Source organism: Prauserella isguenensis, from assembly GCF_014191605.1.
Taxonomy (GTDB): Bacteria; Actinomycetota; Actinomycetes; order Mycobacteriales; family Pseudonocardiaceae; genus Prauserella; species Prauserella isguenensis.
Genome location: NZ_JACHWU010000002.1, coordinates 589,131 through 616,125, shown reverse-complemented (window position 1 = coordinate 616,125; position 26,995 = coordinate 589,131). Strand labels below are relative to the sequence as shown.

Genomic DNA, 26,995 nt, shown 5'->3' with positions numbered 1-26,995 from the left:
ACGTGACCGTTGCAGGAGAAGGCCGAGTGCCTGTGGGGCAGCTGCTCGGCGAGGACGCCCCTAAGCCGTCCCCGTGGAAGGCTCTGGCGCGCTGGCGGGACTGGAAACTGCCCGCCAAGCTCGGAGCCGTCACGCTGATTCCCATCGTCATCGCGTTGGTGCTGGGCGGGCTGACGCTCGCCACACAGCTCGACCGTGCGGACCGGTACGACCGGGTGGCGGAGCTGGCGCAGCTCAACTCCGCCTCTCGCACGCTGCTCGACGCCCTGCAGCGGGAGCGGACCGCGACCGCGGCGGCGCTGACCCGCGGCAACGGGGTCGATTCGGACCAGCTGGACGCGCTGCGCGAGGAGGTCGACCGCGCGGTGGGCCCGGTGCGGGCCGCGCTCGCCACCGAAGGCGCCGATCTCGAAGCGCTCGCCGAGCCCCGCGCGGGACTGAACGAACAACTCGACCGTCTCTCCGCGCTGCGGGAACGAGTGACCACCGGGCAGCTGGGCTCGATCCAGGCGACCCAGTCCTACTCGGTGATCACCTCGTCGCTGCTGACCGTGGACGTCGCCGCGGTGTCCGGCATGGGCGACCGTGCCGTCGGCGGCACCCCCACCGCGCTGCACGACATCCTCGTCGCCCGCGAGGAGGCGTCGATCCAGCAGGCGCTCGTCGCCCACGGCATCGACCGAGGCGGACTCGCGCCGAGTGAGTTCGACCAGCTCCGCACCTCGGCGGTGCGGCTGGACGACCGGCTGACCGAGTTCCGGAGCACCGCGACCGTCGACCAGCGCGCGGCCTTCAACGAGACCGTGCGCGGCGAGGCGTTCGACAACCGCGAACAGACCATGCGCGGACTGCTCGCGGGCCAGGACGGTGACGCCGCCTTCGGCGACATCCCTCCGGCGCAGTGGCGCGACGCCTCCGGCGGCGTGTTCACCTCGATGGGCCAGTTCGCGGACCGGCTCGGCACCGAGGTGACGACCGACGCCGACGACGCCGCGGGCGGTGTCCATGCCGCCGTGGTGTGGCTGGCGGTGCTGTTCGTGCTGGCACTGGCGTTGGCCGCGGTGGTCGTGTTCGTCATCACCAGGCAGTTGTTGCGGTCGCTGAACGTGCTGCGCACCGCGGCGCTCGACGTGGCGGACCGGGCGCTGCCCGAGGCCGTCCAGTCGATCCAGGACGGTCAGTCGCAGAACCCGGTCGTGCGGCCGGTCCCCGTGTCCACCGACGACGAGATCGGCCAGGTCGCGCGTGCGTTCGACGCCGTGCACAACCAGGCACTCCGGCTCGCGGTGGAACAGGCGGGCATGCGGGCCGGGTTCGCCGGTGTGTTCGTCAACCTGTCCCGCCGGAGCCAGAGCCTCGTGCAGCGGCAGTTGCAGCTCATCGAGCGGCTCGAGCGTGATGAGGAGGACGCCGACCAGCTGGCGACCCTGTTCCAGCTCGATCACCTCGCCACGCGGATGCGGCGCAACAACGAGAACCTGATGGTGCTCTCCGGTGACGAGCCGGGCAGGCGGTCGGGCCGTCCGGTGTCGGCGACGGACGTGCTCCGTGCCGCGGTGTCTGAGATCGAGCAGTACCAGCGGGTCGTGGTGAACGCCCCGCCGTCGGCGCGGGTCGTCGGCTACGCCGCGGGTGACCTCGTCCGGCTCGTGGCAGAGCTGCTCGACAACGCGACCGCGTTCTCCGCTCCGGAGACCCGCGTGACGCTCTCGAGCAGGCTGCTCGAGAACGGATCGCTGCAGGTCGACATCTCCGACCGCGGCATCGGGATGAACGAGGCCGAACTGGAGGAGGCCAACGGCCGGCTGCGCGACGTCGGCCCGGTGGACATCGCCACGTCCCGGCGGATGGGCCTGTTCGTCGTGGGCAGGCTCGCCGAGCGGCACGCCTTCGGCGTCGCGCTGCAGTCCGGGTCGGACTCGACCGGCGTCACGGCGGTCGTCACGGTGCCGTCCGAGGTCGTCATCGCCGAGCAACACGCACCGACCGAGGTGCTCGCGCAGGCCGGCCCGGCAACCCTGCCGGGGAGCGCCGCGCGGCCTGCGGGAGGACCGGGAACGGCGGGCGCCACCCCGACCGGCACCGCCGATTCCGGCACCGCCGTGAACGGTACGGCGGCCGCGAACGGTACGTCCGCCACGAACGGGAGCGCCGCCGGGAGAGCACAAGGCGCGGGCGGTGGATCCGCCACGACGAGCAGTGGGCTGCCGCAGCGGCGGCCCTCCGGGGCCGCGACGCCGGGGTCGTTCGCTCCGCTGACCCGTGGCGGCGACGCTCCGTCGGAGACCGAGGTGTCGGGTACGGCGCTGTTCAGTCCGGTCACCGGGGGCGACCAGGGGAGCGGCGGCACGAACGGCACCGGCCGGGCGGGCTCCGGCGGTGACGACACGACCGGTGCCACGAGCGCCGGTGGTGCCCGCAACGGTGGCCCGGCAGGAGTCGACGGCGGACTGCCGATCCCGCCGCAGGGCGGACCGGCGGACGAACCCGGTGCAGGCACATCGAACGGCGACACCGGCGCCGTATCCGAGGACGGCGACACCGGCTCCGATGCCCGGAGCGCGAAGCCGGAACTCCCGCGGCGCAAGCCGGGCGCGAGCCGCACGTCCCGCGACGGTGCCTCGCGATCGGACGGTGCCTCGCGATCGGACGGTGCCGCCGAGGCTGGCGCTTCGGACACCGGCGGAGAACCGAACGGTGACGGCGGCTCGGCCGCCGCGCCCTCGCGGAGCTCGGACCTCGGCGGATCCGCGCTGTTCGCCGTGCCGGACACCGAGGTCACCGACTGGTGGAACGCGGCGACGTCTGCGAAGGAGCCGCCGGCGCCCGAGCCGAAACCGCAGCGACAGGACGGCTCCGAGGGCACGCCGATCTTCAACGACATGCTGTCGGCCTGGTTCCGCGCCTCCGACTCGGAGGAGGAACAGGGCTGGGGTTCGTCGGCGAGCCCGCGTCGCCCGGCGGCCGGGACGGCGAGCGGCGACGAACCGGCGGACTACACGTCGGCGGGCCTGCCGCGGCGGGAGCGCGGCCGGAAGCTGATGCCGGGCAACGCGTCGGACGGTGCCGCGGGCCGCGCCGTGAACGGGGCCGTGAACGGCGTGTCGCACGAGAAGGCTGCACAGGCGAAGCCGCCGCAGCGGGACGCCTCCGACGTGCGCAGCCGGCTGAGTAGCTTCCAGCACGGTGTGAGCCGAGGCAGGCGCCGCAAGAACCCGGAGGACGAGGCCGACGCCACGACCGCCGCCGGTGCCTCGGAGCCAGAGGCGGCGCCGACCTCGGAGGACAGCCCGGCCCAGGGAACTTCGACACAGGACAGCCCGGCCCAGGGAGCGTCGGCACAGGACACGGACCGGACGACGTCCGGCGGGAGCGGCCCGCAGCCTCGGCGTTCCGGTGCCGACACGCCGACGACCGCGGCGGGCCTGCCGCAACGGCAGCGGAAGCCGCGGCCGGCGCCGGCGTCGAGCCCACAGCCGCGGGTGAACGGGACGACCGCACACGACTCGTCGCCGAGCGGCGAACGCAGCGGTGCGGAGGCACCCACCCCCGAGCCGGTCGCCACCGACACCGGGACCACCGACAGCGGCACCACCGACACAGGGACCACCGACACCGCCCCCGAGCTCGGCGCCACCGACACCGCGCTCGCGGAGCCGGAGACGACCGGCGACGCGACCAGTCAGGCGTCGGCCGGCCCGGCGGAGTCCGGAGCCGCGCAGTCCGGAGTCGCGGAGGCGGCAACTGCGGAGGCGGCAACTGCGGAGGAGTCGGGGGGCGACACGTCCGAGTGGATGTTCGCCACCGACGGTCGCCGGCAGGCCGTGGAAGCGGCGTCGGATGCGCCGCCGACCGGTTACACCCCGGCCGGGCTGCCGCGCCGCCAGCGCGGTGAGCAGCTCATGCCGGGCAGCGCGACGTCGACGGGACCGGCGAACGGCCGGCCGCGGCGCGAGCGTGACCCTGCCGACGTGCAGGGCAGGCTCAGCAGTTTCCAGCAGGGAATTCGCCGAGGCCGGCATCGGACCGCTCAGGCGAGCGACAGCAGTGAACAGAAAGTGGAGGGTGAATGACCGCGCCGGATCGGGCTCAGCCCCAACAGAACCAGTTCGGATGGCTGGTGAACGACTTCGCCGAGCGAGTGCCGGGCGTCGCGCATGCCGTCGTCGTGTCGGCGGATGGGCTGCTGCTCACCGCGTCGAACCGGCTGCCGCTCGACCGCGCCGACCAGCTCGCCGCCGTCGCCTCCGGGTTGATCAGCCTGACCCAGGGTGCCGCCCGCTGCTTCGAGGCGGGAGCCGTCAACGAGACGGTCGTCGAGATGGAGCTCGGCATCATGGTGCTGATGTCCATCAGTGACGGTTCGTGCCTGGCCGTGCTGGCTGCGCCGAACTGCGACATCGGTCAGGTGGCGTACGAGATGACGCTGCTCGTCGACCGGGTCGGGCAGATCCTGACGCCCGAGCTGCGTGCGCAGCTGCAGGGTGCGGGCGGCCCGCTGGTCGGCGGATCGGTGGGATGACCGTAGCGATGAACACGAACTCCGGATTCGGGAGCGGGAACGAGGAGGGCGCGATCGCTGACGTGCTCAACGGCTTCGCGCTCACGTCCGGGCTGCGCCGCCGCAAACGCGGCAAGCGCAGGAACGACCCCGACGACGGCGACAGTCGGGAAGCAACCGGCGAGCAGGAGAGCCGGGAAGCAGCGCCGTCCTCACCGGCCGAACCCACCGACGTGGTGTGGCCCGGTGAGGAGGACCACGACCGGTCATGGACCGGAGAGGAGCAGTTTGTGTCGGCCGAACCCATCCCCGTCGAGCCGGTGGCACCGCCGCTGGCGGCTGAGGAAACCGGTTTCGTCCGTCCTTACGCCATCACCGGCGGCCGGACGAAAGCGAACTACCCGCTGGAACTCGAGACGTTGATCTCGACCCGCGATGCGGCGGTCCTCCCGGTCCCCGACCAGGTCGAGCATCAGGTCATCATGGAAGAATGCCGGACTCCGCGTTCGGTGGCCGAGATCGCAGCGGTTCTCCAGGTGCCGCTCGGGGTGGCGCGAGTGCTGATCAGCGACGCGGCGGACACGGGGTTGGTGACCGTGCACCGCACCGTGGCGGGCAGCGAGAACGCCGAAGCGCATTTTATGTTGATGGAAAGGGTGTTGAGTGGACTCCGTCGGCTTTAAGGCACCGCGCCAGGCCGCGCCGAAGACGATGACCTCGGCGAAGATCGTCGTGGCAGGCGGTTTCGGCGCGGGCAAGACAACGTTCGTCGGTTCGGTGTCCGAGATCGTGCCGTTGACGACCGAAGCGATGATGACGGACGCGAGCACCGGCATCGACGACACCGCGGCGACACCTCACAAGTCCACCACCACGGTGGCGATGGACTTCGGCCGTGTCTCCCTGGACGAGGACCTGATCCTGTACCTGTTCGGCACGCCCGGCCAGGAGCGTTTCTGGTTCATGTGGGATGACCTGGTGCGCGGCGCGATCGGCGCGGTCGTACTGGCGGACACCCGGCGCCTCGCCGACTCGTTCGCCCCCATCGACTTCTTCGAGGACAGGGGCCTGCCCTACATCGTCGGCGTGAACACGTTCGACGGCGTGCTGCAGCACGATCTGAACGACGTGCGCGAGGCCCTCTCGATCGACGAGAGCATCCCGCTGGTGCGCTGCGACGCCCGTCAACGGGAGTCGACGAAGCAGACCCTCATCACGATGGTCGAGTACGCCATGCAGCAGTGGTTGGCGGTCCGCGGCGCCGCGGACGCGAAGCCCGTCGGGTGACCGAGTCGCCGCTCCGGCGGTAGCTTCTCGCCGGCGTTGTCGGGAGAGACCGTCGTCACGGTGGAGGCCGTCTTTGAATTAGTAGGAAGTCCAAGTATTTTGGTGGCATGACCACCGAGCTGCACCAGCCTGTGCACCCCGTCCGGTTCGTCACGGCGGCGAGCCTGTTCGACGGACACGACGCCTCGATCAACATCATGCGGCGCATCCTGCAGGCGCAGGGTGCCGAGGTGATCCATCTCGGGCACAACCGGTCCGTCGACGAGGTCGTGACCGCGGCCATCGCCGAGGACGCGCAGGGCGTGGCCATCAGTGCCTACCAGGGCGGGCACGTCGAGTACTTCTCGTACCTGGTCGAACTGCTCCGGGACCGCGGGGCGGGCCACGTGAAGGTCTTCGGCGGCGGTGGCGGCGTCATCGTCCAGGACGAGATCGACCTGTTGCACTCACGGGGTGTGGCGCGGATCTTCTCCCCGGAGGACGGGCTGGAGCTCGGGCTGCCCGGCATGATCAACCACATGATCCGGGAATGTGACGTCGACCTGGCCCGCGATCAGGCCGGCGATCTGGATCAGCTGCTGGCGGGGGACACGCGGACGCTGTCGCGGACGATCTCGCAACTGCAGCAGGGAGTCCTGTCCGATGAGTGGCTCACCGCCGTTCGCGAGTCCGCTCGCACTCGGACGGTGCCCGTGCTCGGCATCACCGGTACCGGCGGTTCCGGCAAGTCGTCGCTCACCGACGAGCTCGTGCGCCGCTTCCGCAACGACCAGGAGGACAAACTCCGGATCGCGGTGGTGGCGGTCGACCCGACACGTCGTCGCGGCGGCGGTGCCCTGCTCGGTGACCGGATCCGGATGAACTGCCTCGACGGCGACCGCGTGTTCTTCCGGTCGATGGCCACCCGCACGACCAGCGGGGAGATTCCGCAGGGGCTCGACGAGGCCGTGCTCGCCTGCAAGGCTGCCGGGTTCGACCTGGTCGTCGTCGAGACGCCGGGCATCGGCCAGGGCGACGCGGGCATCGTCGACCACGTCGACCACTCGCTGTACGTGATGACGCCCGAGTTCGGTGCGGCCTCGCAACTCGAGAAGATCGACATGCTCGACTTCGCCGATGTCGTGGCGATCAACAAGTTCGAACGTCGTGGTGCCGAGGACGCTCGGCGTGACGTCGCGCGGCAGCTGGTGCGCAACCGTGAGGCCTTCGGTTCCGTTCCCGAGGACATGCCGGTCTACGGAACGAGTGCTGCGACGTTCAACGACGACGGCGTGACCGCGCTGTACCAGCGGCTGCGCGACATGCTGGCCGACGCCGGGCTGTCGGTGTCGGCGGGGACGCTCGCGCCGGTCGAGGGCAAGGTCTCGACGCAGACGGCGACGATCATTCCGCAGCACCGCGTGCGGTACTTGGCGGAGATCGCCGAGACCGTGCGCGGCTATCACGCCGAGACCGAACGGCAGGCCGATGCCGTGCGTACCCGCGAGCACCTCGCCGTCGCCAGGGATGCGCTCGCCGCCGACGGCGGGGACGCTGCGGCGCTCGACCGGCTCCTCGAACGCGCTGAGTCCGACGTGGACGGAAGGACGGTCGAGCTGCTCGGCCGGTGGGAGGAACTGTCCGAGTCGTACCGCGGCGAGGCGCTCTCGTTCACGGTGCGGGACAAGGAGATCCGCACCGAGCTGTGGCGCGACACGTTGTCCGGCAGCAGGATTCCGCGAGTGGCCCTGCCCCGGTACAAGGACAAGGGCGAGCTCGTGTCGTTCCTGCGACGCGAGAACCTGCCCGGCTACTTCCCGTACACCGCGGGTGTCTTCCCGTTCAAACGCGACGGTGAGGATCCGGCCCGCATGTTCGCCGGGGAGGGTGACGCGTTCCGCACCAATCGGCGGTTCAAATACCTGTCGGCCGACTCGGAGGCCAAGCGCCTGTCGACGGCGTTCGACTCGGTGACACTGTACGGCTTCGACCCGGACACGCGGCCGGACATCTACGGCAAGGTGGGCACGTCGGGCGTCTCGATCGCGACGTTGGACGACATGAAGGCGCTCTACGACGGCTTCGACCTCACCGCACCGTCGACGTCGGTGTCGATGACCATCAACGGCCCCGCCCCGACGATCCTGGCGTTCTTCCTCAACACGGCGATCGACCAGCGCACGGACGCGTTCCGCGCCGAGCACGGGCGTGCGCCGAACGCCGACGAGGCCGCCGAGATTCGCGAGTGGACACTGCGGCAGGTACGCGGCACGGTGCAGGCCGACATCCTCAAGGAGGACCAGGGCCAGAACACCTGCATCTTCTCCACGGAGTTCAGTCTCCGGATGATGTCGGACATCCAGGAGTGGTTCATCGAGCACGGAGTCCGGAACTTCTACTCGGTGTCCATTTCGGGCTACCACATCGCCGAGGCCGGAGCGAATCCGATCTCGCAGCTGGCTTTCACCCTCGCCAACGGGTTCACCTACGTCGAGTCCTACCTGGCCCGTGGCATGGACATCGACGAGTTCGCGCCGAGCCTGTCGTTCTTCTTCTCCAACGGCATGGACGCCGAGTACTCGGTGCTGGGCCGGGTGGCGCGGCGGATCTGGGCGGTGGCGATGCGCGAGCGCTACGGCGCGGGGGAACGGTCGCAGAAGCTCAAGTACCACGTGCAGACCTCAGGGCGGTCGCTGCACGCGCAGGAGATGAACTTCAACGACATCCGCACGACGCTGCAGGCGCTGTGTGCGCTGTACGACAACGCGAACTCGCTGCACACCAACGCCTACGACGAGGCGATCACGACGCCGTCCGAGAGTTCGGTGCGCCGCGCGATGGCGATCCAGATGATCATCAACAAGGAATGGGGCCTGTCGAAGAACGAGAACCCGTTGCAGGGCTCGTTCATCATCGACGAGCTGACCGACCTCGTGGAGGAGGCCGTGCTCACCGAGTTCGAGCGCATCTCGGAACGCGGGGGCGTGCTCGGGGCGATGGAGACCGGCTACCAGCGCGGCAAGATCCAGGACGAGTCGATCACCTACGAGCGGCTCAAGCACAACGGCGAGTTGCCGATCGTCGGGGTGAACACGTTCCGCAACCCGGACGACGACGAAGCGGAGGGCGAGGTCGAACTGGCCCGCGCCACGGAGGACGAGAAGCGTTCGCAACTGCAGCGGCTCGAGGAGTTCCAGGCGAGGAACCACGCGGAGGCGCAGGTGCAGCTGACGCGGCTGCGGGACGCGGCGGCGCGGGGTGAGAACGTGTTCGCCGTGCTCATGGACGCGGCGCGCGTGTGCTCGCTCGGCCAGATCACTGAGGCGTTCTTCGAGGTGGGCGGCCAGTACCGCCGTAACGTCTGAGGCCCGCCCGCGACGGCCGCAGGGCGATCGTCGTGGGCGGGCGCCCGCGGTCGGGCGGGCGCGATCGGGCAGGCGCGATCGGCACGGGCTGTCCGGTCCGGGAATGCACGCCGGTGCCGGCGGGTTGGTCGTGGATATGAAGTTCGGTGTTTCGACGTTCGTGACCGATGAGGGAATCCGTCCGGGGCCGTTGGGTGCGGCGCTGGAGCAGCGGGGCCTGAGCTCGTTGTTCCTCGCCGAGCACTCCCACATCCCGGCCAGCAGGGAGACGCCGTATCCCGACGGCGGTGACCTGCCACGCAAGTACTACCGCACGCTCGACCCGTTCGTGGCGCTGACCGCTGCCGCCGCGGCGACGCGGGAGTTGACCGTGGGCACCGGGATCGCGTTGCTGCCGCAGCGTGACCTGATCCACACCGCGAACGAGTCGGCGAGTCTGGACCTGGTGTCCGGCGGTCGGTTCGTCCTCGGCGTCGGGGTCGGCTGGAACCGTGAGGAGATGCGGAACCACGGGGTGGACCCGGCGACGCGCGGCGCGCTGATGAACGAGCAGCTGGAGGCGTTGCGGCGACTGTGGACGGAGGAGCAGGCCGAGTTCCACGGCAGGTTCGTGGACTTCGACCCCGTGTACGCGTGGCCGAAGGCCGCCGCGACGCCGCACCCGCCGATCTACGTGGGCGGGGAGAGCCCGGCCGCACTGCGCCGGACCGTCGCCTTCGGTGACGGCTGGTTGCCGCGGCCGCACACCACGCCGGACGAGATCCGGCAGGCGCAGGCGTGGTTCGCCGACCACGGCAAGCCGAACGTGCCGATGGCGATCTTCGGGGCTCCCGCCGACGAGAAGACCATCGCGGGCTGGGCCGAGGCCGGGGTCGACCACGTGACGTTCATGCTCGAGACCGCGCCGGAATCCGACACCTTGCGGGAACTCGACGAGTTCGCCGCGTTCGCCGAGCGCTACGCGGGCTGACGCCACCGCGCACACGACACGCGCGTGCCCCGGGCCCTGCGAAGGGTCCGGGGCACGCGCGGGCGGGTGTGTCGCCGGGATGCTCAGTCGAGGAGCAGGTGGACGGAGAGCTCGAGCCGTTTGGCGACGTCGGCGGCGGAGGCGCGGCGGGTGACCCAGGCGACGAGGTTGGCCATCCAGACGTCGGCGATCACGTGGAAGACGTCGCGGTCGTGGTCGGTGGGCTCGTCGATGCCCATCGCCTTGGCGAACATGTTCTCCATCATGGCGCCGACCTGTTCGACCTCGGCCGCGGCGGTGGTGTCGGCGAACATGAACGCCCGCACCATCGCCTCGGTGAGGTGCGGATCGCGCTGCATCATCCGGGTGTTGCGGCCCAGGACCACGAGCAGTCGCTCGGTGGACGTCTCGCCCGGGATGCTGCCCCGGTCGAGCTTCTCCTGCGCGCGTTCGAACTCACGCGCGAGGCCGGACACGAGCAGATGGATCTTGGAAGGGAAGTAGCGGTAGAGGGTGCCGAGGGCGACGTCGGCGCGTTCGGCGACGGTGCGCATCTGCACGGCGTCGTAGCCGCCCTTCGCCGCGAGGGCGAGGGTCGCGTCGAGGATGCGCTTGCGCCGGTCGCGCTGGGCCGCCGTCCCGGGTTCGTCCCCGCCCATCGGGCCGAGAGCGGTGGAGCTCCGGGACGCCGTCTTCGACGAGGCCGGCGCCTTGGGCTTGCTTGCCATCGGCATCTCTCCTGGTTGAAGAACCTGTTCCAGTCCTGAGGTGCAGTCTACCCAACTTTTGCTGAAAGCGATCCTCGGGTTACACCCGGTTAAGTGAAACATGTTCTACAATCGGCGTCGTGGGTATCGCGATGACGGACGAGCAACGAGCACTGGCCGACGCCGTGAGCGCCGCGGCGCGCTCCGCCGACCCGGCACCGGCGATCGCCGGGATCGGGCTGCCTGCGATCGCACTGCCGGAGGTGCTCGGCGGTGCGGGCGGCAGCGTCACGGACCTGGTCACCGGGGTCGCGGCCGGAGCGGGTGCGCTGGCGGACGTCGGCTTCGGCACGATCCTGGCCGGGCTGGCGTGGGCGCGACGGCCGGACACCGTCGTGGCCACGCAGTACGCGCCGGCCGTGGCGGCGGGCTCGGTGCGTGCCGCCGTGGCCGTCGAACCCGGCCGGCTGGTCGCCCGTCCGGACGTCGGCGGCGGACTCGTCGTGGACGGGATCACGTCCGCGTTGCCGGACGGGCCGGAGGCCGACGTGCTGCTGCTCGCGGCACGGACCTCCGCCGGTCCGGTGGACGGGGCCGCGGCGAGCACGTGCGCCACGGACACGGTGTGGTTCGCGGTCGACGCCGGACGGACGCGGCGGACCGAGCACGAGGCCTTCGACCCGAGTCGCCGGGTCGCGACGGCGCGGCTCGACGGGGTGGCCGTGCCGGCCACGGACGTGCTGGGCCGCGTCGCGGTACCGGAACTGGCGGCGACCCTGGCCGCCGCGGAGGCCGCCGGGGTCGCGGAGTGGTGCGTGCGGACCGCGAGCGAGTACGCACGGGTGCGCGAACAGTTCGGCGGGCCGATCGGCGCGTTCCAGGCGGTGCAGCACCTGTGTGCGGAGATGCTGTGCCGGTCCGAGACGGCGGCTGCGCTCGCATGGGACGCCGCGCGTGCCGCCGACACGGCCGACGGTGACCAGTTCGCCGTGGCCGCGGCCGTCGCGGCGGCGGGTGCGCTCGACGCCGCGGTCGACACCGCGAAGGACTGCATCCAGGTGCTCGGCGGAATCGGCTTCACGTGGGAACACGACGCGCACCGGTATCTGCGCCGCGCCGTGTCGCTGCGTCAGCTGCTCGGCGGCAGCGAGCCGTGGCGCCGCAGGGCGGGCGAGCTGACCCGGGTCGGCGTGCGGCGTGGCGTCGAGGTCGACGTCGACGCCCACGCCGGTGGAGACCTGGCGGCGACGCGCCACGCGGCGGCTGCGGTCGCGGCCGAGGTGGCCGGCCTGGACGAGCGCGCCGCCCGGGTGCGGCTGGCCGAGAGCGGTCACCTCGCGCCGCACTGGCCGCGGCCGTACGGTCTCGACGCCACGCCCGCCGAGCAGTTGGCGATCGACGGCGAGTTCGACCGCGTCGGCGTGACGCGGCCCGATCTGGTGGTGGGCGCGTGGGCGCTGCCGACGATCCTGGAACACGGCTCGGAGGAGCAGCGTGAACGCTTCGTGCTGCCGACGTTGCGCGGTGACGTGACGTGGTGCCAGCTGTTCAGCGAGCCCGGTGCCGGATCGGATCTCGCGTCCCTGCGCACCTCGGCGGAACGCGCCGAGCACGAGGGTGTCCCCGGATGGCGGCTGACCGGGCAGAAGGTCTGGACCTCCCTGGCGCACGAGGCGGACCGGGCCATCTGCCTGGCTCGCACGGAGCCGGACGCCCCGAAGCACCGAGGCATCACGTACTTTCTCGTCGACATGCGTGCGCCCGGCATCGAGGTACGGCCGTTGCGTGAGATCACCGGGGAGGTCCGGTTCAACGAGGTGTTCCTCGACGGCGTGTTCGTGCCGGACGCCGACGTCGTGGGCGAGGTGAACGGCGGGTGGGCGCTCGCGCGCACGACGTTGGCCAACGAGCGCGTCGCCCTCGGCGGCGGTTCGGCGGTCGGTGAGGCGGTGGAGCAGCTCCTGGCCGCGGAACCGGACATCGACGCGGAGCGGCTCGGTGGTCTCGTCGTCGGCGGGTCGGCGGTGTCGGTGCTCGGTGTCCGGGACACGGTGCGCAGGCTCGGCGGTGGTCAGCCGGGCGCCGAGTCGAGCGTGCAGAAGCTGCTCGGCGTCCGGCACCGGCAGGAGGTCGCCGAGACGGCGCTCGACGTCCTCGGATCACGGGGTGTCGTGGCCGACGACGCGACGCGGTCCGCGCAGCACGAGTTCTTGCTGTCCCGGTGTCTGAGCATCGCGGGCGGGACGACGCAGGTGCTGCTCAACGTGGTCGCGCAGCGGTTGCTGGGCCTGCCTCGCCGCTAGCGGGCCGGTCCACTCGGCGCGTGTGGTGGTCGTGCGCCCATTCCAGGAACCGCTCGACGCCACCGACGACGTGGGCGCTGCGGATCGACGGGAAGATGTCGAAGGCGTGCTGCGCGCCCGGGATCTCGGCGTAGGCCACCGGCTCGCGCGAGGTCGCGCGCAGGGCATCGACGAACCGGCGTGCCTCGCGGACGGGTACGAGGCTGTCCTGGTCGCCGTGGATCACGAAGAACGGCGGCGCCCCGTCGGTGACGCGGTCGAGCGGGGAGGCGGCGACGTAGTCCTCGTGGGTCGGGTCCGGGCCCATGACGTGCCGTGCCAGCAGGCCGCGCATCCGCGCCGCGCTCGCGCGGGAGCCGCTCGTCGCGGCGAAGTCGTAGACGCCGTAGTGCGGTACGCAGGCCTGCACGCTCGTGTCGCTGCCGGTGAATCCCGGCTGGAACGCGGGATCGTTCGGTGTGAGTGCCAGCAGCGACGCGAGGTGTCCGCCCGCCGAGCCGCCCGTGGTGGCGACGAACGACGGGTCGCCGCCGTAGTCGGCGATGTGCTCGCGGATCCACGCGAGGGCCCGTTTGGCGGCCACGATGTGCTCGGGCCAGCGCGATGTGGGCGACAGCGGGTAGTTGATCGCCACGCAGACCCAGCCGCGCCGGGCCATGTGCAGCATCAGCGGTACGCCCTGTTCGTTCTTGCTGCCGGTCATCCACGCGCCGCCGTGGACCTGCAGCAGTACGGGCCTGCCGCTGCCGGGTTCGTCGGGTCGGTAGACGTCGAGCAGGAATCGGCGGCCGCCCTGCGCGTAGGCGATGTCGCGGTCGCGGCGCACGCCGTCGGTGTCCATGCGGAACGGGAAGGCCAGCCTGCCCCACGGGGTAGCCACGTCGTCGGGGGTGCGTCCCTCGGTTCCGCCGCGGTCGTCGGGTCCGATCGCGGCGGTGAGTGCGGCGTCGACGACACCGCGGGCGCGCCGTGCGGATGCGATCAGGGCCACGAGGCCACCCGTCGATGCGGCCGCCATGGCCAGGCCCGCGGGGTCGCTCGCCCGGCGGTGTCGGGTGACGTGCGCGGCGGCGTCGGCGGCGGTGAGTGCGAGCAGGTGCGGCGCGAGCTCGGAGGTCAGCCAGCCTGCGGCGAAGGCGGGGACCGACACCCGGTGTCCGGACCACGGCCGGATCGCGTTGGTCGTCAAGGCCAGTTGCAGCGCTCGGCGTGTGCGGAACAACGCGTGCATGCCGCAAGCGTATCCGGGGGCCGGCTGTCGGGCCGGTCGAGAACCGGTTCCGCCCATGGATCCGTGCACGGTTCTTGCCACACAGCACTTTCGTCGCGCAAACTAGAACATGTTACAAATATTGTTCCGGTATTCGTCATCCGGCGGAGCCACGGGCGCGGCGGGTGCGCAGCCGCGCGGGCGACGGGCCGGACGACGCTGGACGAAGGAGTCGCGTGGATTTCACCCCGGAGGACACGCAGCGCGCCGCGGCCGAGCTCGCGGCGGGCGCGCTGGCCAGACCCGCGGGCGGCGAGGACGGCGACCCGAGCGCGACGGCACCGTGGCGCGCGCTGGCCGACGCCGGACTGCTGGCGCTCACCCTGCCCGAATCGCTCGGCGGGGACGGGCTCGGCGCCGCGGAGACGGCCGCCGTCGTACGCGAGGCGGGCCGGGCCGGTTCGCGGGTTCCGGCGTGGGCGACGCTGTCGCTCGGCCTGGCCCCGCTCGTACATCTCGGCGGGGCCGAGCGGTGTCCGGAGCTGTTGCGCGCCGTGGCGGCCGGGGACGCACTGCTGACCGCCGCACTGCACGAACCGTCGTCCCCGATGACCGACCGGCCCGCGACCGCCGCGACCGCCGCGACGGCGAGCGACGGCACAGTGGTGACAGGGGCGGCGACTACAGGGGTGGCGACGAGAGACGCGGCCGACGGGACGTGGCGGCTCGACGGAGTGAAGACCGCGGTGCCGATGGCCGCCGAGGCCGACGGGATCCTCGTGCCGGCCACGCTCACCGGTGGTGGCACGGGTGTGTTCCTGCTCGAGCCGTCGGCGCCCGGGGTGCACCTGACTCCGGCTCCCACATCGTCGGGTGTGCCCGAGGCGGTCCTGCGGCTCGACGGCGCCGACACCGGACCCCCGCTGGCCGATCCCGCCGCTCCCGCCGAACCGGGACGGGCGCTGCGCGTGCTGCACCGGCACGCGCTGGCCGGTGCCGCGGCGTTCGGTGACGGCCTGCTGGCCGGAGCGCTCGCGCTCACCACGACCCACCTGGCGACCCGGGAACAGTTCGGCCGCCCACTGGCCACGTTCCAGGCTGTCGCCCAGCAGATCGCGGACGTCTACGTAGCCGCCCGCACGGTGCATCTGGCCGCGGAGTCGGCGGCCTGGCGGCTGGCCGAGGAGCACGAGCCCGACGCCGATCTGGAGGTCGCGGCGTACTGGCTCGCCGAACAGGCACCGCTCGCGCTGGCCACGTGCCACCACCTGCACGGCGGGATCGGCCTCGACGAGACGTACCCGCTGCACCGGTACTCGTCGCTGTTGAAAGACCTGGTCCGTGGCATCGGCGGGTCGTCACTGCGGCTCGACCGGGTCGGCGCGCTCGCGGGAGGTGCCGCCTGATGCACATCGCACTGACCGCGGAGCAGGAACGGTTGCGCGACGAACTGCGCCGCTACTTCGCCCGACTCGTCACACCGGAGGAACGCACGTTGCTGCTGACCGAGCGGCACGGGCCGACGTACCGCGAGGTGGTGCGCCGGATGGGCCGGGACGGGTGGCTCGGTGTGGGCTGGCCCCAGGAGCACGGCGGACTCGGGTTCGGGCCGGTCGAACAACACATCTTCGCCGACGAGGCCGCGCGCGCCGACGTGCAGCTGCCCGCGGTGACGCTGCAGACCGTCGGGCCGACCCTGCAGCGGTTCGGCACCGAGGAGCAGAAACGCCGCTTCCTGCCTGCGATCCTGGCGGGCGAGGTGCACTTCGCCATCGGCTACAGCGAACCGGAGGCCGGCACCGACCTCGCGGCGCTGCGCACCACCGCCGTCCGCGACGGCGAGTCCTATGTCGTCAACGGGCAGAAGATCTTCACCACGGGCGGCCACGACGCGGACTACATCTGGCTCGCCGCCCGCACCGATCCCGACGCCGCCCGGCATCGGGGCATCTCGATCCTCGTGGTCGACACCGCCGACCCCGGCTACTCGTGGACGCCGATCATCACCTGCGACGGCGCGCACCACGTGAACGCGACGTACTACTCCGACGTGCGCGTTCCGCAGTCGATGCTGGTGGGCGAGGAGAACGCGGGGTGGAAACTCATCACGACCCAGCTCAACCACGAGCGGATCATGCTCGGCCCTGCGGGCCGGATCGGCGGCCTCTACGACCGCGTGCGCACCTGGGCCGCCGCGCGGAAGAGCCCCGACGGAACGCCGCTGCTGGAGCTGCCCGACGTGCGGCGGGCGCTCGGCGAGGTGTACGCGCTCGTGCGGGTCAACGAGCTGCTGAACTGGCAGGTCGCCGTGTCCGAGACCGGGTCCGTGGCGGATGCCTCGGCCACGAAGGTGCTTTCGTCCGACCGGCATCAGCGGGTGAGCAGGTTGCTGGAGGAAGTGGTCGGCAGGCACGGCGATCCGTCCGATCCCGACACGGCCGAGCTCGCCGCACGGCTGGACACGCTCACGAAACGCAACACCGTCCTGACGTTCGGAGGCGGAGTGAACGAGATCCAACGGGAACTGATCGCCCAGTTCGGGCTGGGACTGCCGAGGGTGCCGCGATGACGGCCACGGAGCGGACCGCGACCGGCCCCGCCGCGGCGACCGATGAGGGTGGGCGCATCGAGGCGGCCGCGCGCGAGATCGCGGCCGCCGGTCCGTCGGCTGCCGATCCGGCGCGCGATCCGGTCAACCAGGCCATGATCAACAACTGGGTCGAGGCCATCGGCGACACGAACCCGGTGTACACCGATCCGGACGCCGCGGCCGCCTCCGTGCACGGCGAGCTCGTCGCGCCGCCGGCGATGGCCCAGGTGTGGACCATGCGCGGTCTGCACGGGGTGCGCCCGGCCGACGACCCGCTCCGTCGCATGACCGACCTGCTCGACGAGGCCGGCTACACGTCGGTCGTCGCGACCGACTCGGCGCAGACCTACCACCGCTATCTGCGGCCCGGCGAACACGTCGCCGCCTCGGCGGTGCTGGACGACGTCGTCGGGCCGAAGCGGACCGCCCTCGGCGAAGGTTGGTTCGTCACCACCCGCACGACCTGGTACGTCGGCGACGAACCGGTGGCGGAGATGACGTTCCGGATCCTCAAGTTCCGCCCGCCCGAGGCGGAGACCGCCCCGGGCGGTCCCGACGGGAACGCCGCGAGCGAGGGCCGGGCGACGACCGGCGGGAAGGGCGACGACGGCGCGGGGCGCGGCGAGGCGGCCGCCGCGACGGTGCTGCGCCCGGTCGTGACGCGGGACAACGCGTTCTTCTGGGAGGGGCTGCGCGTAGGCGAACTGCGGATCCAGCGGTGGGGAGGGACGCTGCGGCACCCGCCGGGTCCGATGGCCCCGGACGGCGACCTGGATGCCGAACCGGACTACATCGTCGCGGCGGGAACCGGCACGGTGTACAGCTTCGTCGTCCACCATCACCCGCCCGTACCGGGAAAACGCCTGCCGTTCGTCCTCGCGCTCGTCGAACTGGACGAGGGGGTACGGGTGCTCGGCGAACTGCACGGCGCGGACCCCGGCGGGGTCCACATCGGACTTCCGGTGGAGGCGAGCTTCGACCGGATCGACGACGACCTGACGCTGCCGGCTTGGAAGGTGCGGTCATGACCATCCCCGTGGGGGCGGAGCTGCCGCCGCTGACCGTCGAGGCCACCCCGACGTTCGTGGTGGCAACGGCCCTGGCGACGCGCGACTTCCAGGACGTCCACCACGATCGTGACGCGGCCGTCGCCCGCGGATCGCAGGACGTCTTCCTGAACATCCTGACCGACACGGGCCTGGTGCAGCGGTTCGTCACCGACTGGGCGGGCCCCGACGCACTCGTCCGGTCGATCTCCCTGCGCCTGGGCGTGCCGTGCTACGCGGGCGACACGTTGACCTTCACCGGCCGCGTCGCGGAGGTCGACGGTGACGAGGTGACCGTGTCGGTGTCCGGCACCGACGGTCTGGGTGAACACGTGTCGGCGACGGTGCGGATCGAGGTGACGGCATGACCGGCGGGACCCGACGGGACGGGGCGGGCATCGGGGGAGCGGCGGCGATCGCGGGGATCGGTGCGACCGAGTTCTCCAAGGACTCCGGCCGGACGGAGCTGCGACTCGCGAGCGAATGCGTCTCGGCGGCCCTGGCCGATGCGGGCCTGTCCGCCTCCGATGTGGACGGCCTGGTGACCTTCACGATGGACGGCAACGCGGAGATCGCGCTCGCGCGGGAACTGGGCATTCCCGAACTGACGTTCTTCAGCCGGGTCCACTACGGCGGCGGTGCCGCCGCCGCGACGGTGCAGCAGGCCGCGATGGCCGTCGCGACCGGAGCGGCCGACGTCGTCGTCGCCTACCGCGCCTTCAACGAACGTTCCGGAAACCGGTTCGGCCAGGTGTCCTCGGCGGTCGCGCAGCAGGTCAACACCTCGGGCGTGGACAACGGGTACCACTACCCGGCGGGCCTGGCGACGCCCGCGGCCACGGTTGCGATGGTCGCCCGGCGGTACCTGCACGAGTACGGCGCGAGCAGTGAGGACTTCGGCAGGATCGCCGTCACGGTCCGCAAACACGCCGCGACCAACCCGCACGCGTGGTTCCACGGCAAGCCCATCACGCTCGCCGATCACCAAGCGTCCACGTGGGTCGCCGAACCGCTGCACCTGCTCGACTGCTGTCAGGAGAGCGACGGCGGGGTCGCGCTGGTCGTCACGAGCGCCGAGCGGGCCCGCGACCTGCGCAGGCCGCCCGCCGTCATCGCCGGGGCGGCGCAGGGGAGCGGACCCGACCAGTACATCATGACCAGCTACTACCGCGACGACCTCGCCGCGCTGCCGGAGATGGGCGTCGTCGGCGGGCAGCTGTGGCGGCAGTCGGGCCGCACGACGTCCGATGTGGACGTGGCGGTGCTGTACGACCACTTCACCCCGTACGTGCTGATGCAGCTGGAGGAGCTCGGCTTCTGCGGCCGCGGGGAGGCGAAGGACTTCGTCGCCGACGGCAGGCTCGAACTGGACGGGCAGCTGCCGCTCAACCCGCACGGCGGGCAGCTGGGTGAGGCGTACATCCACGGGATGAACGGCATCGCCGAGGCGGTGCGGCAGCTGCGAGGCACCGCGGCCAACCAGGTGGCGGGTGCGGAGACGGTGCTGGTCACCGCTGGAACCGGCGTGCCGACCAGCGGTCTCGTCCTCACGGCGCCCTGACCCCGTCGCGTGTCCTGCACCCGGGCACGCGTGTCCTGCGCCCCTGCACCCGTGCGTCCCTCGGGCGGTGGGCCGAGGGATCGGGCGCGGGCGGCGATCAGGCCGGGTCGAGGACGGCGTCGGAGAGCACCGGGGCCTCGTCACGGTCGAGCGACGTCGCGGTGACGAGCAGCCGGCCGGCTTCGCGCCAGATCCGCACCCGCAGCGTCTCGCCCGGCAGGACGATGCCTGCGAACGTGGCCGACCACGAGCCGACCGCGGTCGCGTCGCCGCCCAGAGCCGCGTCCGTGACGGCCTTGGCCACGACCCCGTAGGTGCACAGGCCATGCAGGATGGGCGCGTCGAATCCGGCCGCGCGGGCGAACTCGGGGTCCGAGTGGAGCGGGTTGCGGTCACCGCACAAGCGGTAGAGCAGCGCCTGCTGGGGCAGCGTCGGCACGTCGACGACGAGGTCCGGCTCGCGGTCCGGAGCCGGCGACCGGTCGGATGTGCCGCGGTGGCCGCCGAATCCGCCCTCGCCGCGGGCGAAGATGCTGGATCGCGCGGTCCACAGCGGTTCGCCCGTGTCGTCGGTGACCTCGGTCTCCTGGACGATCACCGCGGCCTTGCCCTTGTCGAGCACGTCGGCGATGCGGCTGCGCGCCGTCGCCTTGCCGGACGTGGGCAACGGGCGGTGCGCGACGACCTGCTGCGACCCGTGGACGACCTTCGCGAGGTCGATGTCGATGCCGGGGAAACGCACCTCGGGCGGCTCGGTGGCGCGGACCGTGGCGGCGACGGTGGCGAACGTGGGCAGCACCCGCAGGTCGCCTTCGGTGGCGTAGCGGAGTTCCCGGGAATCGGTCGGCGCCGCGCCCGCGCCGAGCGCGAGGTGGTACAGCAGGACGTCGGAGGCGCTCCAGGTGAACGCGGTCTCGCCGAGGTCGGCACCGATCGCGCGGTCCGGGTCGATGGGCATGGCGGCTCCTACTCGTAGCTGATCGACACGTCGTCGGTGAGCGGCAGGGACTGACAGGCCAGCACGATCCCGTCGGCGATGTCGTCGGAGTCGAGCACCTCGTTGTCGAGCATCTTCACCTCGCCGGAGACGACCCGGCACGCGCAGGCGCTGCACTGTCCCTCCCGGCACGAGTACGGAGCGTCGCGGCCCGCCTCCAGCAGGACGTCCAGGAGTTTGGCGCCGCGTGGCCAGGCGTGTTCGGTCGTGGTGCCGTCGAGGTCGACGGTCACCCGCGCGGGCGCGTCGCCCTCGGCGGCGCCGGCGTCGTCGTCAGCAGCGGTGGCCTGCTCCGGAGCGTCCGCCGCGACGTCGGTGGGCGAGCCCGTGGCCGGTTCGGCGGTGGCGAACGGGTCGCCGCCGAGGGAGACGAACGTTTCCCGGTGGATCCGTGCCCGCGGCGTGCCTGCCGCCTTGGCGGCCTCGACGACGGCGCGCATGTACGGCGCCGGACCGCAGACGAACGTCTCCCGGCCCTGCAGCATGCGGGCGAAGGGTGCGAGCCGCTCGGCCGTGGGCAGTCCCTGCAACGTTTCCAGCCAGTGCACCACGGTGAGCCTGCCCGGATACGTCTCCTCGAGGTCGCGCAGCGCGCCCGCGAAGATCACCGACGGCTCGTCGGCGTTGGCGTACACCAGCGTCATCGACCCCGTCCCGTGGGCGAGCACGGACCGGACGATCGACAGCACCGGGGTGATGCCGCTGCCGCCCGCGAACAGCGCGAGGTCGGCGTGGAGATCGGCGGGGGTGAACACGCCGCTCGCGGGCAGGACGTCGAGCTCGTCGCCCGCCGCGACGTGGTCGCACAGCCAATTCGAGGCGTACCCGTCGCGCTTGACCGTCACCTGAGGGCGCTCGCCGGTGAAGGGCGAGCTCGACAGCGAGTAGCACCGCGCGACCGGCCCGCGGTCGTCCCCGGGCACCCGCACGGTGAGGAACTGGCCGGGACGGTAGGCCAGGTCGGCGTCGAACACGATCGACCGGGCCGCCGCGGTCTCGTCCACCACCTCGGCCACCCGCAGCCGCTGCGCCCGCACGGCGCCGTCACCGCTCATACCCGAATGCTCCGTCCCGTTCGGCGGTCGTGATGCTCTCACGCAGGCGCTCGCAGGTGCCCGCGCGCGCCGCGGGCGTGCCCGCCGCGACGCGCTCGGCCAGCACGGGGCAACTCGTCGCGGAGTCGGTCACCCACTGGATGCTCGTGTGCTCGGGGCTGTTCTTCTTGACCAGCACCGTTGTCGCGCAGGAGTGGCAGGCGACCGGGACGAGCCCCGCGGTGAGGAACTCCTCCCGGTCGGCCCGCGTCTGCGCACGGACGGCGTCGGTTCCCGCGGGCTCGCCGCCGCCGGTGCCCGCGGCGGCCACGTCGGCGGCCACTCAGGACACTCCCGCCCGGTCGGCCGCCTCCTGCTGCTGCCGGGCGAGGTTGTCGGCGACCTCCCGTTCCCACACCTCGTTGGCGCGGGTGACGTCCACTTCGAACTCGAACCGCTGCGTCATGTCCTCGTCGATGTCGTCGACGTCCACGTAGAACTGTTCGTACCAGCGCCGAAGCTGGTAGACCGGCCCGTCCTCCTCGCACAGCAGCGGGTTGTCGATGCGGGTCTTGTTCCTCCAGATCTCGACGTCCTGGAGGAACCCGACACCGACACCCTCGGCGAACTTCTGCGCGATCTTGTCGGCCTGCGCGTCGTCGACACCCGGCGGTTTGCGCACGGCGACACCCCACTGCAGCACGAACGAGGTCGGGCTGACCGGATAGTGGCAGTTGATCAGCACCGTGTCGATCTTGATGCCCTTGTAGTCGTTGTGCAGTGTGTTGATCATGTACGCCGGGCCGTAGTACGACGCCTCGGATTCGAGGAGATTGTCCTCGCCGCCGTAGTTGGACGACATGCCCATGTCGGCGCGGCCCTTGGAGTTCAGGTACTGCGACGCGATGTGGCCTTCGAAGACGTTCTTGAAGTACGTCGGGATGCCGTAGTGGATGTAGAAGAAGTGGGCCATGTCGACGACGTTGTCGACGATCTCGCGGCAGTTGGCGCCCTCGATGGTGACCGAGTCCCACGTCCAGTTGCTCCACTCGTCGGTGAAGATGCCGTCGATCCGCGGGATCGTCACGTCCTCGGGCGGCGGGTTGCCTTCGGGGTCGTGCCACACGAACAGCTGGTTGTTCTCCTGCAACGTCCGCCACGCGCGGGTCCGGGCCCGCAGTGGAACCCGCTTGGCGTAGGGGATCGACTTGCATTTGCCGTCGCCGCCCCAGCGCCAGTCGTGGAAGGGGCAGGCGACCTCGTTGCCCTTGACCTCGCCCTGGGTCAGATCGCCGCCCATGTGGCGGCAGTAGCCGTCGAGGACGTTGATCTCCCCGTCCGAACCCTGGAACACGACCAGTTTGGTGCCGAACGCGTGGACGGCGTGCGGCTTGCCGTCGGCGAAGTGCTCCACGAGGCCGAGACAGTGCCACCCGCGGGCGAACCGTTCCGGCGGTGCGCCGACGTCGATCGTGCGAACGGAGCCTGCCTGCGTCATGACGAACCTCCAGCTCTCCGGGCTGCTCTGCCCGTGGCTCATGCCCCGCGTTCCCGCCCGCGGCGGTGGCACGCGGTGCATGCCTGTCGTAGTGAATGACGGTCGACGACGCCTACCATAGATGAGAACGTGTTCCAGTTCTACCGGGGATCGGGAACAGGTTTCGCCGAGGGGGCAGTGCGTCACCCGGGGTGCGGAGGAGTGATTTCGTCCTGGCGACGCCGGGTCCACGGGCTTTCTCGCCTGGTCAGGCCGGGATCCAGTGACAAAAACAAGAACGTGTTCTAATCTGGGCAGGTACACCGAGCAGGCGGACCCCAGTGGTTCGGCGGAGAAGGAACGAGGCAGGTATGAGCGAGCAGGGCGCGCACGCGGTGATCGCCGGGATCGAGGAGTTGCTGCCCGTGCTGCGGGAGCGCGCGCAGGAGGCCGAGGACGCGCGGAGGATTCCGGACGAGTCGATCAAGGCCCTGCAGGAGACCGGGTTCTTCAGGCTGCTGCAGCCGAAGCCCTACGGCGGGTTCGAGGCCGACCCGGTCACCTTCTACACGGCCGTGAAACTCATCGCGAGCGCGTGCGGCTCGACCGGCTGGGTCGCCTCGATCCTCGGCGTGCACCCCTGGCACCTGGGTCTGTTCGAGGCGCAGGCCCAGGAGGACGTCTGGGGTGGCGGTGAGGGCAGCGACGGCAGTGCCGGCCCCGACACGCTGATCTCCTCGTCGTACGCGCCGATGGGGAAGGCGACCGTCGTCGAGGGAGGGTACCGGCTCAGCGGCCAGTGGAGCTTCTCGTCGGGTTGCGGGCACGCGACGTGGGTCCTGCTGGGCGCACCCGCCTTCGACGCCGAGGGCAACCCGGTCGACTTCTGCACCTACCTGCTGCCCGCCGCCGACTACGCGATCGACGACGTGTGGGACACCGTGGGCCTGCGCGGGACCGGCAGCAACGACATCGTCGTCGACGACGTGTTCGTGCCGAAGCACCGCACGCTGAGCTTCCTGCTCACGTCCAAACTGGACACGCCGGGTCAGAAGGTGAACCCGGGGCCGCTCTACCGCCTGCCGTACGGCTCGGTGCATCCGAGCACGATCACGGCGCCGATCATCGGCATGGCACAGGGCGCCTACGACGCGCACGTCGAGCACCAGCGACAGCGGGTCCGCGCCGCGTACGCGGGGGAGAAGTCGCAGGAGGACCCGTTCGCCAAGGTGCGGATCGCCGAGGCCGCCAGCGAGATCGACGCGGCCTGGCTGCAGCTGACCCGCAACATCGACGAGCTCTACCAGCTGGCCTGCCGGGGTGAGAAGCTGCCGTTCGACACCCGGCTGCGGGTGCGCAGGGACCAGGTGCGCGGCAGCGAGCGCGCCATCGCCGCGATCGACCGGCTCTTCGAGAACTCCGGCGGCCGCGCGCTGCGGGCGGGTACGCCGATCCAGCGGTTCTGGCGGGACGCCCACGCGGGCCGGGTGCACGCCGCCAACGACCCCGAGCGCGCGTACACCATGTTCGGCACCGGTGAGTTCGGCCTGCCGGTCGAGAACGCGATGGTCTAGAGGCCGTATGTCCGACACCGCCGAGGAGGCGACATGAGCGAGGGTTCGTACGTCACGACGGCCGACGGCTTGCGGCTGCACTACCACGAGGCCGGCACCGAGCACGCCGACACGGTGATCCTGCTGCACGGAGGTGGGCCGGGCGCGTCGGCGTGGAGCAACTTCTCCCGCAACATCCCGGAACTGGCCAAGACGTTCCGCACGATCGCCGTCGACCAGCCGGGGTTCGGCCGTTCCGACAAGCCGACCGGCCATCCCCAGTACTTCGTGCACAGCTCCAGCGCCGTCGTGGGCCTGATGGACGCGCTCGGCATCGAGAAGGCCCATCTGATCGGCAACTCGCTCGGCGGCGGCGCGGCCGTACGGCTGGCACTGGACCACCCCGACCGTGCAGGCAGGCTCGTGCTGATGGGGCCGGGCGGGTTGAGCGTGAACCTGTTCGCGCCCGACCCGACCGAGGGCGTGAAGAACCTCGCCCGGTTCGCCGCGCCGCCGGGGCCGAGCAAGGAGAAGCTTGAAGAGTTCCTCCGGGTGATGGTCTACGACCAGTCGCTGATCACCGACGAGCTGGTCGAGGAGCGGTTCGCCGCCGCGAGCACGCCGGAGTCGCTCGCGGCCATGGGGGCGATGGGTGCCTCGTTCGCCGGGCCCGACTACGAGCTCGGCATGCTGTGGCGCGAGGCGCACCGGCTCCGGCAGCGCGTCCTGCTGATCTGGGGCAGGGAGGACCGCGTCAACCCGCTCGACGGGGCGCTGGTGGCACTGAAGACGATTCCGCGCGCGCAGCTGCACGTGTTCGGCAGGTGCGGCCACTGGGCGCAGCTGGAGTGTTTCGACGAGTTCAACCGGATCGCGACCGACTTCCTCGAGGACACGTGATGAGCATTCGTTCGCTGGCATATCTGCGCATCGAGGCCACCGACATGGCGGCGTGGCGCGAGTACGGACTCAAGGTCCTCGGCATGGTCGAGGGTGAGGGCCGGAACCCGGATGCGCTGTACCTGCGCATGGACGACTTCCCGGCACGGCTGGTGATCGTGCCCGGCGAGACCGACCGGCTCGCCACCGCGGGCTGGGAGACGGCCAACGCGGCCGGTCTGGAGGAGGTGCGGCAGCGGCTGTCGGCCCACGGCGTGCCGTTCAAGGAGGGCACCGCCGAGCAGACGGCCGACCGCGGGGTCGACGAGCTGATCGAGTTCACCGATCCGTCGGGCAACACACTCGAGGTGTTCCACGGCATCGCGCTGCGGCACCGCCGGGTCGTCAGCCCGTACGGGCACCGGTTCGTCACCGGCGAACAGGGGCTCGGGCACGTGGTGCTGTCGACCCACGACGACGCGGCGGCGCTGGAGTTCTACCGCGACGTCCTCGGGTTCCGGCTACGGGATTCGATGCGGCTGCCGCCGGAGGCCGTGGGCAGGCCTGCCGACGGTGACCCGGCGTGGCTGCGGTTCTTCGGCTGCAACCCGCGGCACCACAGCCTGGCGTTCCTGCCGATGCCGACACCCAGCGGGATCGTCCACCTCATGGTGGAGGTCGAGAGCACCGACGACGTCGGGCTGTGTCTCGACCGGGCGCTGCGCAGGAAGGTGCCGATGTCGGCCACGCTCGGCCGCCACGTCAACGACCTGATGCTGTCGTTCTACATGAAGACACCGGGCGGGTTCGATGTCGAGTTCGGGTGCGAGGGCAGGCAGGTCGACGACGACACCTGGATCGCCCGCGAGAGCACCGCGGTGAGCCTGTGGGGACACGACTTCTCGGTGGGCATGTCATGACCTCCGCCGCGGACGCGGTGGGGCAGGCGGGTGCGGTGGTGGCCGACGCGGACGTGCCGGCACGGTTCCGGTCGGTGCTCGGCCACTTCTGCACCGGGGTGGCGATCGTGACCACGTGCGAGAACGGAGAGCCGGTGGGCTTCGCGTGCCAGTCGTTCACCGCACTCTCGCTCGAGCCGCCGCTGGTGCTGTTCTGCCCGGCCCGCACGTCCGGGACGTGGCCGGTGATCGAGCGTGTCGGACGGTTCGCGGTCAACGTCCTGGCAGGCGAGCAACAGGACGTCAGCGCCGTGTTCGGCTCCCGCGGCGAGGACAAGTTCGCGTCGGTGTCCTGGACACGCGCGCCGAGCGGGTCCCCGCTGCTGGACGGAGCGCTCACCTGGGTGGACTGCGCGGTCGAGACCGTCCACGAGGCCGGCGACCACTACGTCGTGATCGGCAGGGTCACCGCGCTCGGCGAGACCTCCGGCAGGCGGCCCCTGCTGTTCTACCGCGGGGGCTACACCGTCACCGAGACCGGACCGGACGCGATGCCGGGAGGGCCCCGTCCGGACGACTGGTTCTGACCAGGTCGGCCACATCCGGTCCACGGTCGTGACCACGCCGGCACCGGGCC

At 71.3% G+C, this 26,995-nt stretch carries 22 protein-coding genes; 16 read left to right on the top strand and 6 right to left on the bottom strand.

From position 1 onward, the window contains the following. Positions 1-2 precede the first annotated feature (2 nt). The 6 genes from FHS23_RS11335 to FHS23_RS11310 all read left to right on the top strand — a co-directional run bounded on the left by FHS23_RS11335 (position 3) and on the right by FHS23_RS11310 (position 10,102). Positions 3-4,073: a nitrate- and nitrite sensing domain-containing protein gene (locus tag FHS23_RS11335; RefSeq protein ID WP_343053832.1), complete on the top strand. Its 4,071-nt coding sequence runs from the start codon at positions 3-5 to the stop codon at positions 4,071-4,073. Next, complete coding sequence (locus tag FHS23_RS11330; RefSeq protein WP_030533451.1) at positions 4,070-4,522, top strand: roadblock/LC7 domain-containing protein; 453 nt, start codon at positions 4,070-4,072, stop codon at positions 4,520-4,522. The genes FHS23_RS11335 and FHS23_RS11330 overlap by 4 nt, the downstream gene beginning before the upstream one ends. Next, the gene (locus FHS23_RS11325) at positions 4,519-5,184 is read left to right on the top strand and encodes a DUF742 domain-containing protein (RefSeq protein WP_246381936.1); all 666 of its coding nucleotides are present in this window, start codon (positions 4,519-4,521) and stop codon (positions 5,182-5,184) included. The genes FHS23_RS11330 and FHS23_RS11325 overlap by 4 nt, the downstream gene beginning before the upstream one ends. Further along, a complete protein-coding gene (locus tag FHS23_RS11320) occupies positions 5,165-5,788 on the top strand; it encodes an ATP/GTP-binding protein (RefSeq protein ID WP_183652849.1) in 624 nt (207 codons plus the stop codon). Before FHS23_RS11325 ends, FHS23_RS11320 begins: the two co-directional genes overlap by 20 nt. A gap of 107 nt (positions 5,789-5,895) precedes the next feature. Then, positions 5,896-9,132, top strand: a complete 3,237-nt coding sequence (icmF, locus tag FHS23_RS11315; protein WP_183652845.1) for a fused isobutyryl-CoA mutase/GTPase IcmF — start codon at positions 5,896-5,898, stop codon at positions 9,130-9,132. Between the two features lie 136 nt (positions 9,133-9,268). After that, a complete protein-coding gene (locus tag FHS23_RS11310) occupies positions 9,269-10,102 on the top strand; it encodes an LLM class F420-dependent oxidoreductase (RefSeq protein ID WP_183652843.1) in 834 nt (277 codons plus the stop codon). A gap of 83 nt (positions 10,103-10,185) precedes the next feature. Here the strand turns inward: FHS23_RS11310 and kstR are convergent, their stop codons facing one another. Continuing rightward, the gene (kstR, locus tag FHS23_RS11305) at positions 10,186-10,830 is read right to left on the bottom strand and encodes a cholesterol catabolism transcriptional regulator KstR (RefSeq protein ID WP_183652840.1); all 645 of its coding nucleotides are present in this window, start codon (positions 10,828-10,830) and stop codon (positions 10,186-10,188) included. Between the two features lie 119 nt (positions 10,831-10,949). Between kstR and FHS23_RS11300 the strand changes: the two genes are divergently transcribed. Continuing rightward, on the top strand, positions 10,950-13,112 hold the full coding sequence (locus FHS23_RS11300; protein WP_183652823.1) for an acyl-CoA dehydrogenase family protein: 2,163 nt from the start codon (positions 10,950-10,952) through the stop codon (positions 13,110-13,112). Here FHS23_RS11300 and FHS23_RS11295 read toward each other — a convergent pair. Further along, a complete protein-coding gene (locus FHS23_RS11295) occupies positions 13,069-14,343 on the bottom strand; it encodes an alpha/beta hydrolase (protein WP_183652820.1) in 1,275 nt (424 codons plus the stop codon). The genes FHS23_RS11300 and FHS23_RS11295 overlap by 44 nt on opposite strands. A gap of 215 nt (positions 14,344-14,558) precedes the next feature. On the opposite strand from FHS23_RS11295, the gene FHS23_RS11290 reads away from it, so the two are divergent. From FHS23_RS11290 to FHS23_RS11270, 5 genes are read left to right on the top strand one after another with little or no spacing between them, the layout of a single operon-like run. Continuing rightward, a complete protein-coding gene (locus FHS23_RS11290; protein WP_183652816.1) occupies positions 14,559-15,728 on the top strand; it encodes an acyl-CoA dehydrogenase family protein in 1,170 nt (389 codons plus the stop codon). Next, complete coding sequence (locus FHS23_RS11285) at positions 15,728-16,891, top strand: acyl-CoA dehydrogenase family protein (RefSeq protein ID WP_183652813.1); 1,164 nt, start codon at positions 15,728-15,730, stop codon at positions 16,889-16,891. Before FHS23_RS11290 ends, FHS23_RS11285 begins: the two co-directional genes overlap by 1 nt. Further along, positions 16,888-17,940 carry a bifunctional MaoC family dehydratase N-terminal/OB-fold nucleic acid binding domain-containing protein gene (locus tag FHS23_RS11280; protein ID WP_183652809.1) on the top strand — a complete coding sequence of 351 codons (1,053 nt, stop codon included), beginning with the start codon at positions 16,888-16,890 and terminating at the stop codon, positions 17,938-17,940. Before FHS23_RS11285 ends, FHS23_RS11280 begins: the two co-directional genes overlap by 4 nt. After that, positions 17,937-18,326: a MaoC family dehydratase gene (locus FHS23_RS11275; RefSeq protein WP_183652796.1), complete on the top strand. Its 390-nt coding sequence runs from the start codon at positions 17,937-17,939 to the stop codon at positions 18,324-18,326. The genes FHS23_RS11280 and FHS23_RS11275 overlap by 4 nt, the downstream gene beginning before the upstream one ends. Further along, positions 18,323-19,519 (top strand): lipid-transfer protein, encoded by a 1,197-nt coding sequence (locus FHS23_RS11270; RefSeq protein WP_183652793.1) that lies wholly within the window; start codon positions 18,323-18,325, stop codon positions 19,517-19,519. The genes FHS23_RS11275 and FHS23_RS11270 overlap by 4 nt, the downstream gene beginning before the upstream one ends. A gap of 97 nt (positions 19,520-19,616) precedes the next feature. Here FHS23_RS11270 and FHS23_RS11265 read toward each other — a convergent pair whose 3' ends face one another. The 4 genes from FHS23_RS11265 to FHS23_RS11250 are packed head-to-tail and all read right to left on the bottom strand — an operon-like array spanning position 19,617 to position 23,048. Then, on the bottom strand, positions 19,617-20,477 hold the full coding sequence (locus FHS23_RS11265) for a MaoC/PaaZ C-terminal domain-containing protein (protein WP_183652790.1): 861 nt from the start codon (positions 20,475-20,477) through the stop codon (positions 19,617-19,619). Between the two features lie 8 nt (positions 20,478-20,485). Further along, positions 20,486-21,571, bottom strand: coding sequence for a ferredoxin--NADP reductase (locus tag FHS23_RS11260; protein ID WP_183652787.1), 1,086 nt, complete (start codon positions 21,569-21,571; stop codon positions 20,486-20,488). Further along, positions 21,561-21,893 carry a hypothetical protein gene (locus tag FHS23_RS11255; RefSeq protein WP_343053829.1) on the bottom strand — a complete coding sequence of 111 codons (333 nt, stop codon included), beginning with the start codon at positions 21,891-21,893 and terminating at the stop codon, positions 21,561-21,563. The genes FHS23_RS11260 and FHS23_RS11255 overlap by 11 nt, the downstream gene beginning before the upstream one ends. Beyond that, the gene (locus FHS23_RS11250; RefSeq protein WP_183652784.1) at positions 21,894-23,048 is read right to left on the bottom strand and encodes a 3-ketosteroid-9-alpha-monooxygenase, oxygenase component; all 1,155 of its coding nucleotides are present in this window, start codon (positions 23,046-23,048) and stop codon (positions 21,894-21,896) included. 350 nt (positions 23,049-23,398) lie between these two features. On the opposite strand from FHS23_RS11250, the gene hsaA reads away from it, so the two are divergent. From hsaA to hsaB, 4 genes are read left to right on the top strand one after another with little or no spacing between them, the layout of a single operon-like run. Then, positions 23,399-24,601: a 3-hydroxy-9,10-secoandrosta-1,3,5(10)-triene-9,17-dione monooxygenase oxygenase subunit gene (hsaA, locus tag FHS23_RS11245; protein WP_183652780.1), complete on the top strand. Its 1,203-nt coding sequence runs from the start codon at positions 23,399-23,401 to the stop codon at positions 24,599-24,601. Between the two features lie 33 nt (positions 24,602-24,634). Further along, positions 24,635-25,480, top strand: coding sequence for a 4,5:9,10-diseco-3-hydroxy-5,9,17-trioxoandrosta-1(10),2-diene-4-oate hydrolase (gene hsaD / locus FHS23_RS11240; protein WP_183652777.1), 846 nt, complete (start codon positions 24,635-24,637; stop codon positions 25,478-25,480). Continuing rightward, a complete protein-coding gene (hsaC, locus tag FHS23_RS11235; protein WP_183652774.1) occupies positions 25,480-26,379 on the top strand; it encodes an iron-dependent extradiol dioxygenase HsaC in 900 nt (299 codons plus the stop codon). The genes hsaD and hsaC overlap by 1 nt, the downstream gene beginning before the upstream one ends. Next, positions 26,376-26,945 carry a 3-hydroxy-9,10-secoandrosta-1,3,5(10)-triene-9,17-dione monooxygenase reductase subunit gene (gene hsaB / locus FHS23_RS11230; RefSeq protein WP_183652771.1) on the top strand — a complete coding sequence of 190 codons (570 nt, stop codon included), beginning with the start codon at positions 26,376-26,378 and terminating at the stop codon, positions 26,943-26,945. The genes hsaC and hsaB overlap by 4 nt, the downstream gene beginning before the upstream one ends. Positions 26,946-26,995: the final 50 nt, after the last annotated feature.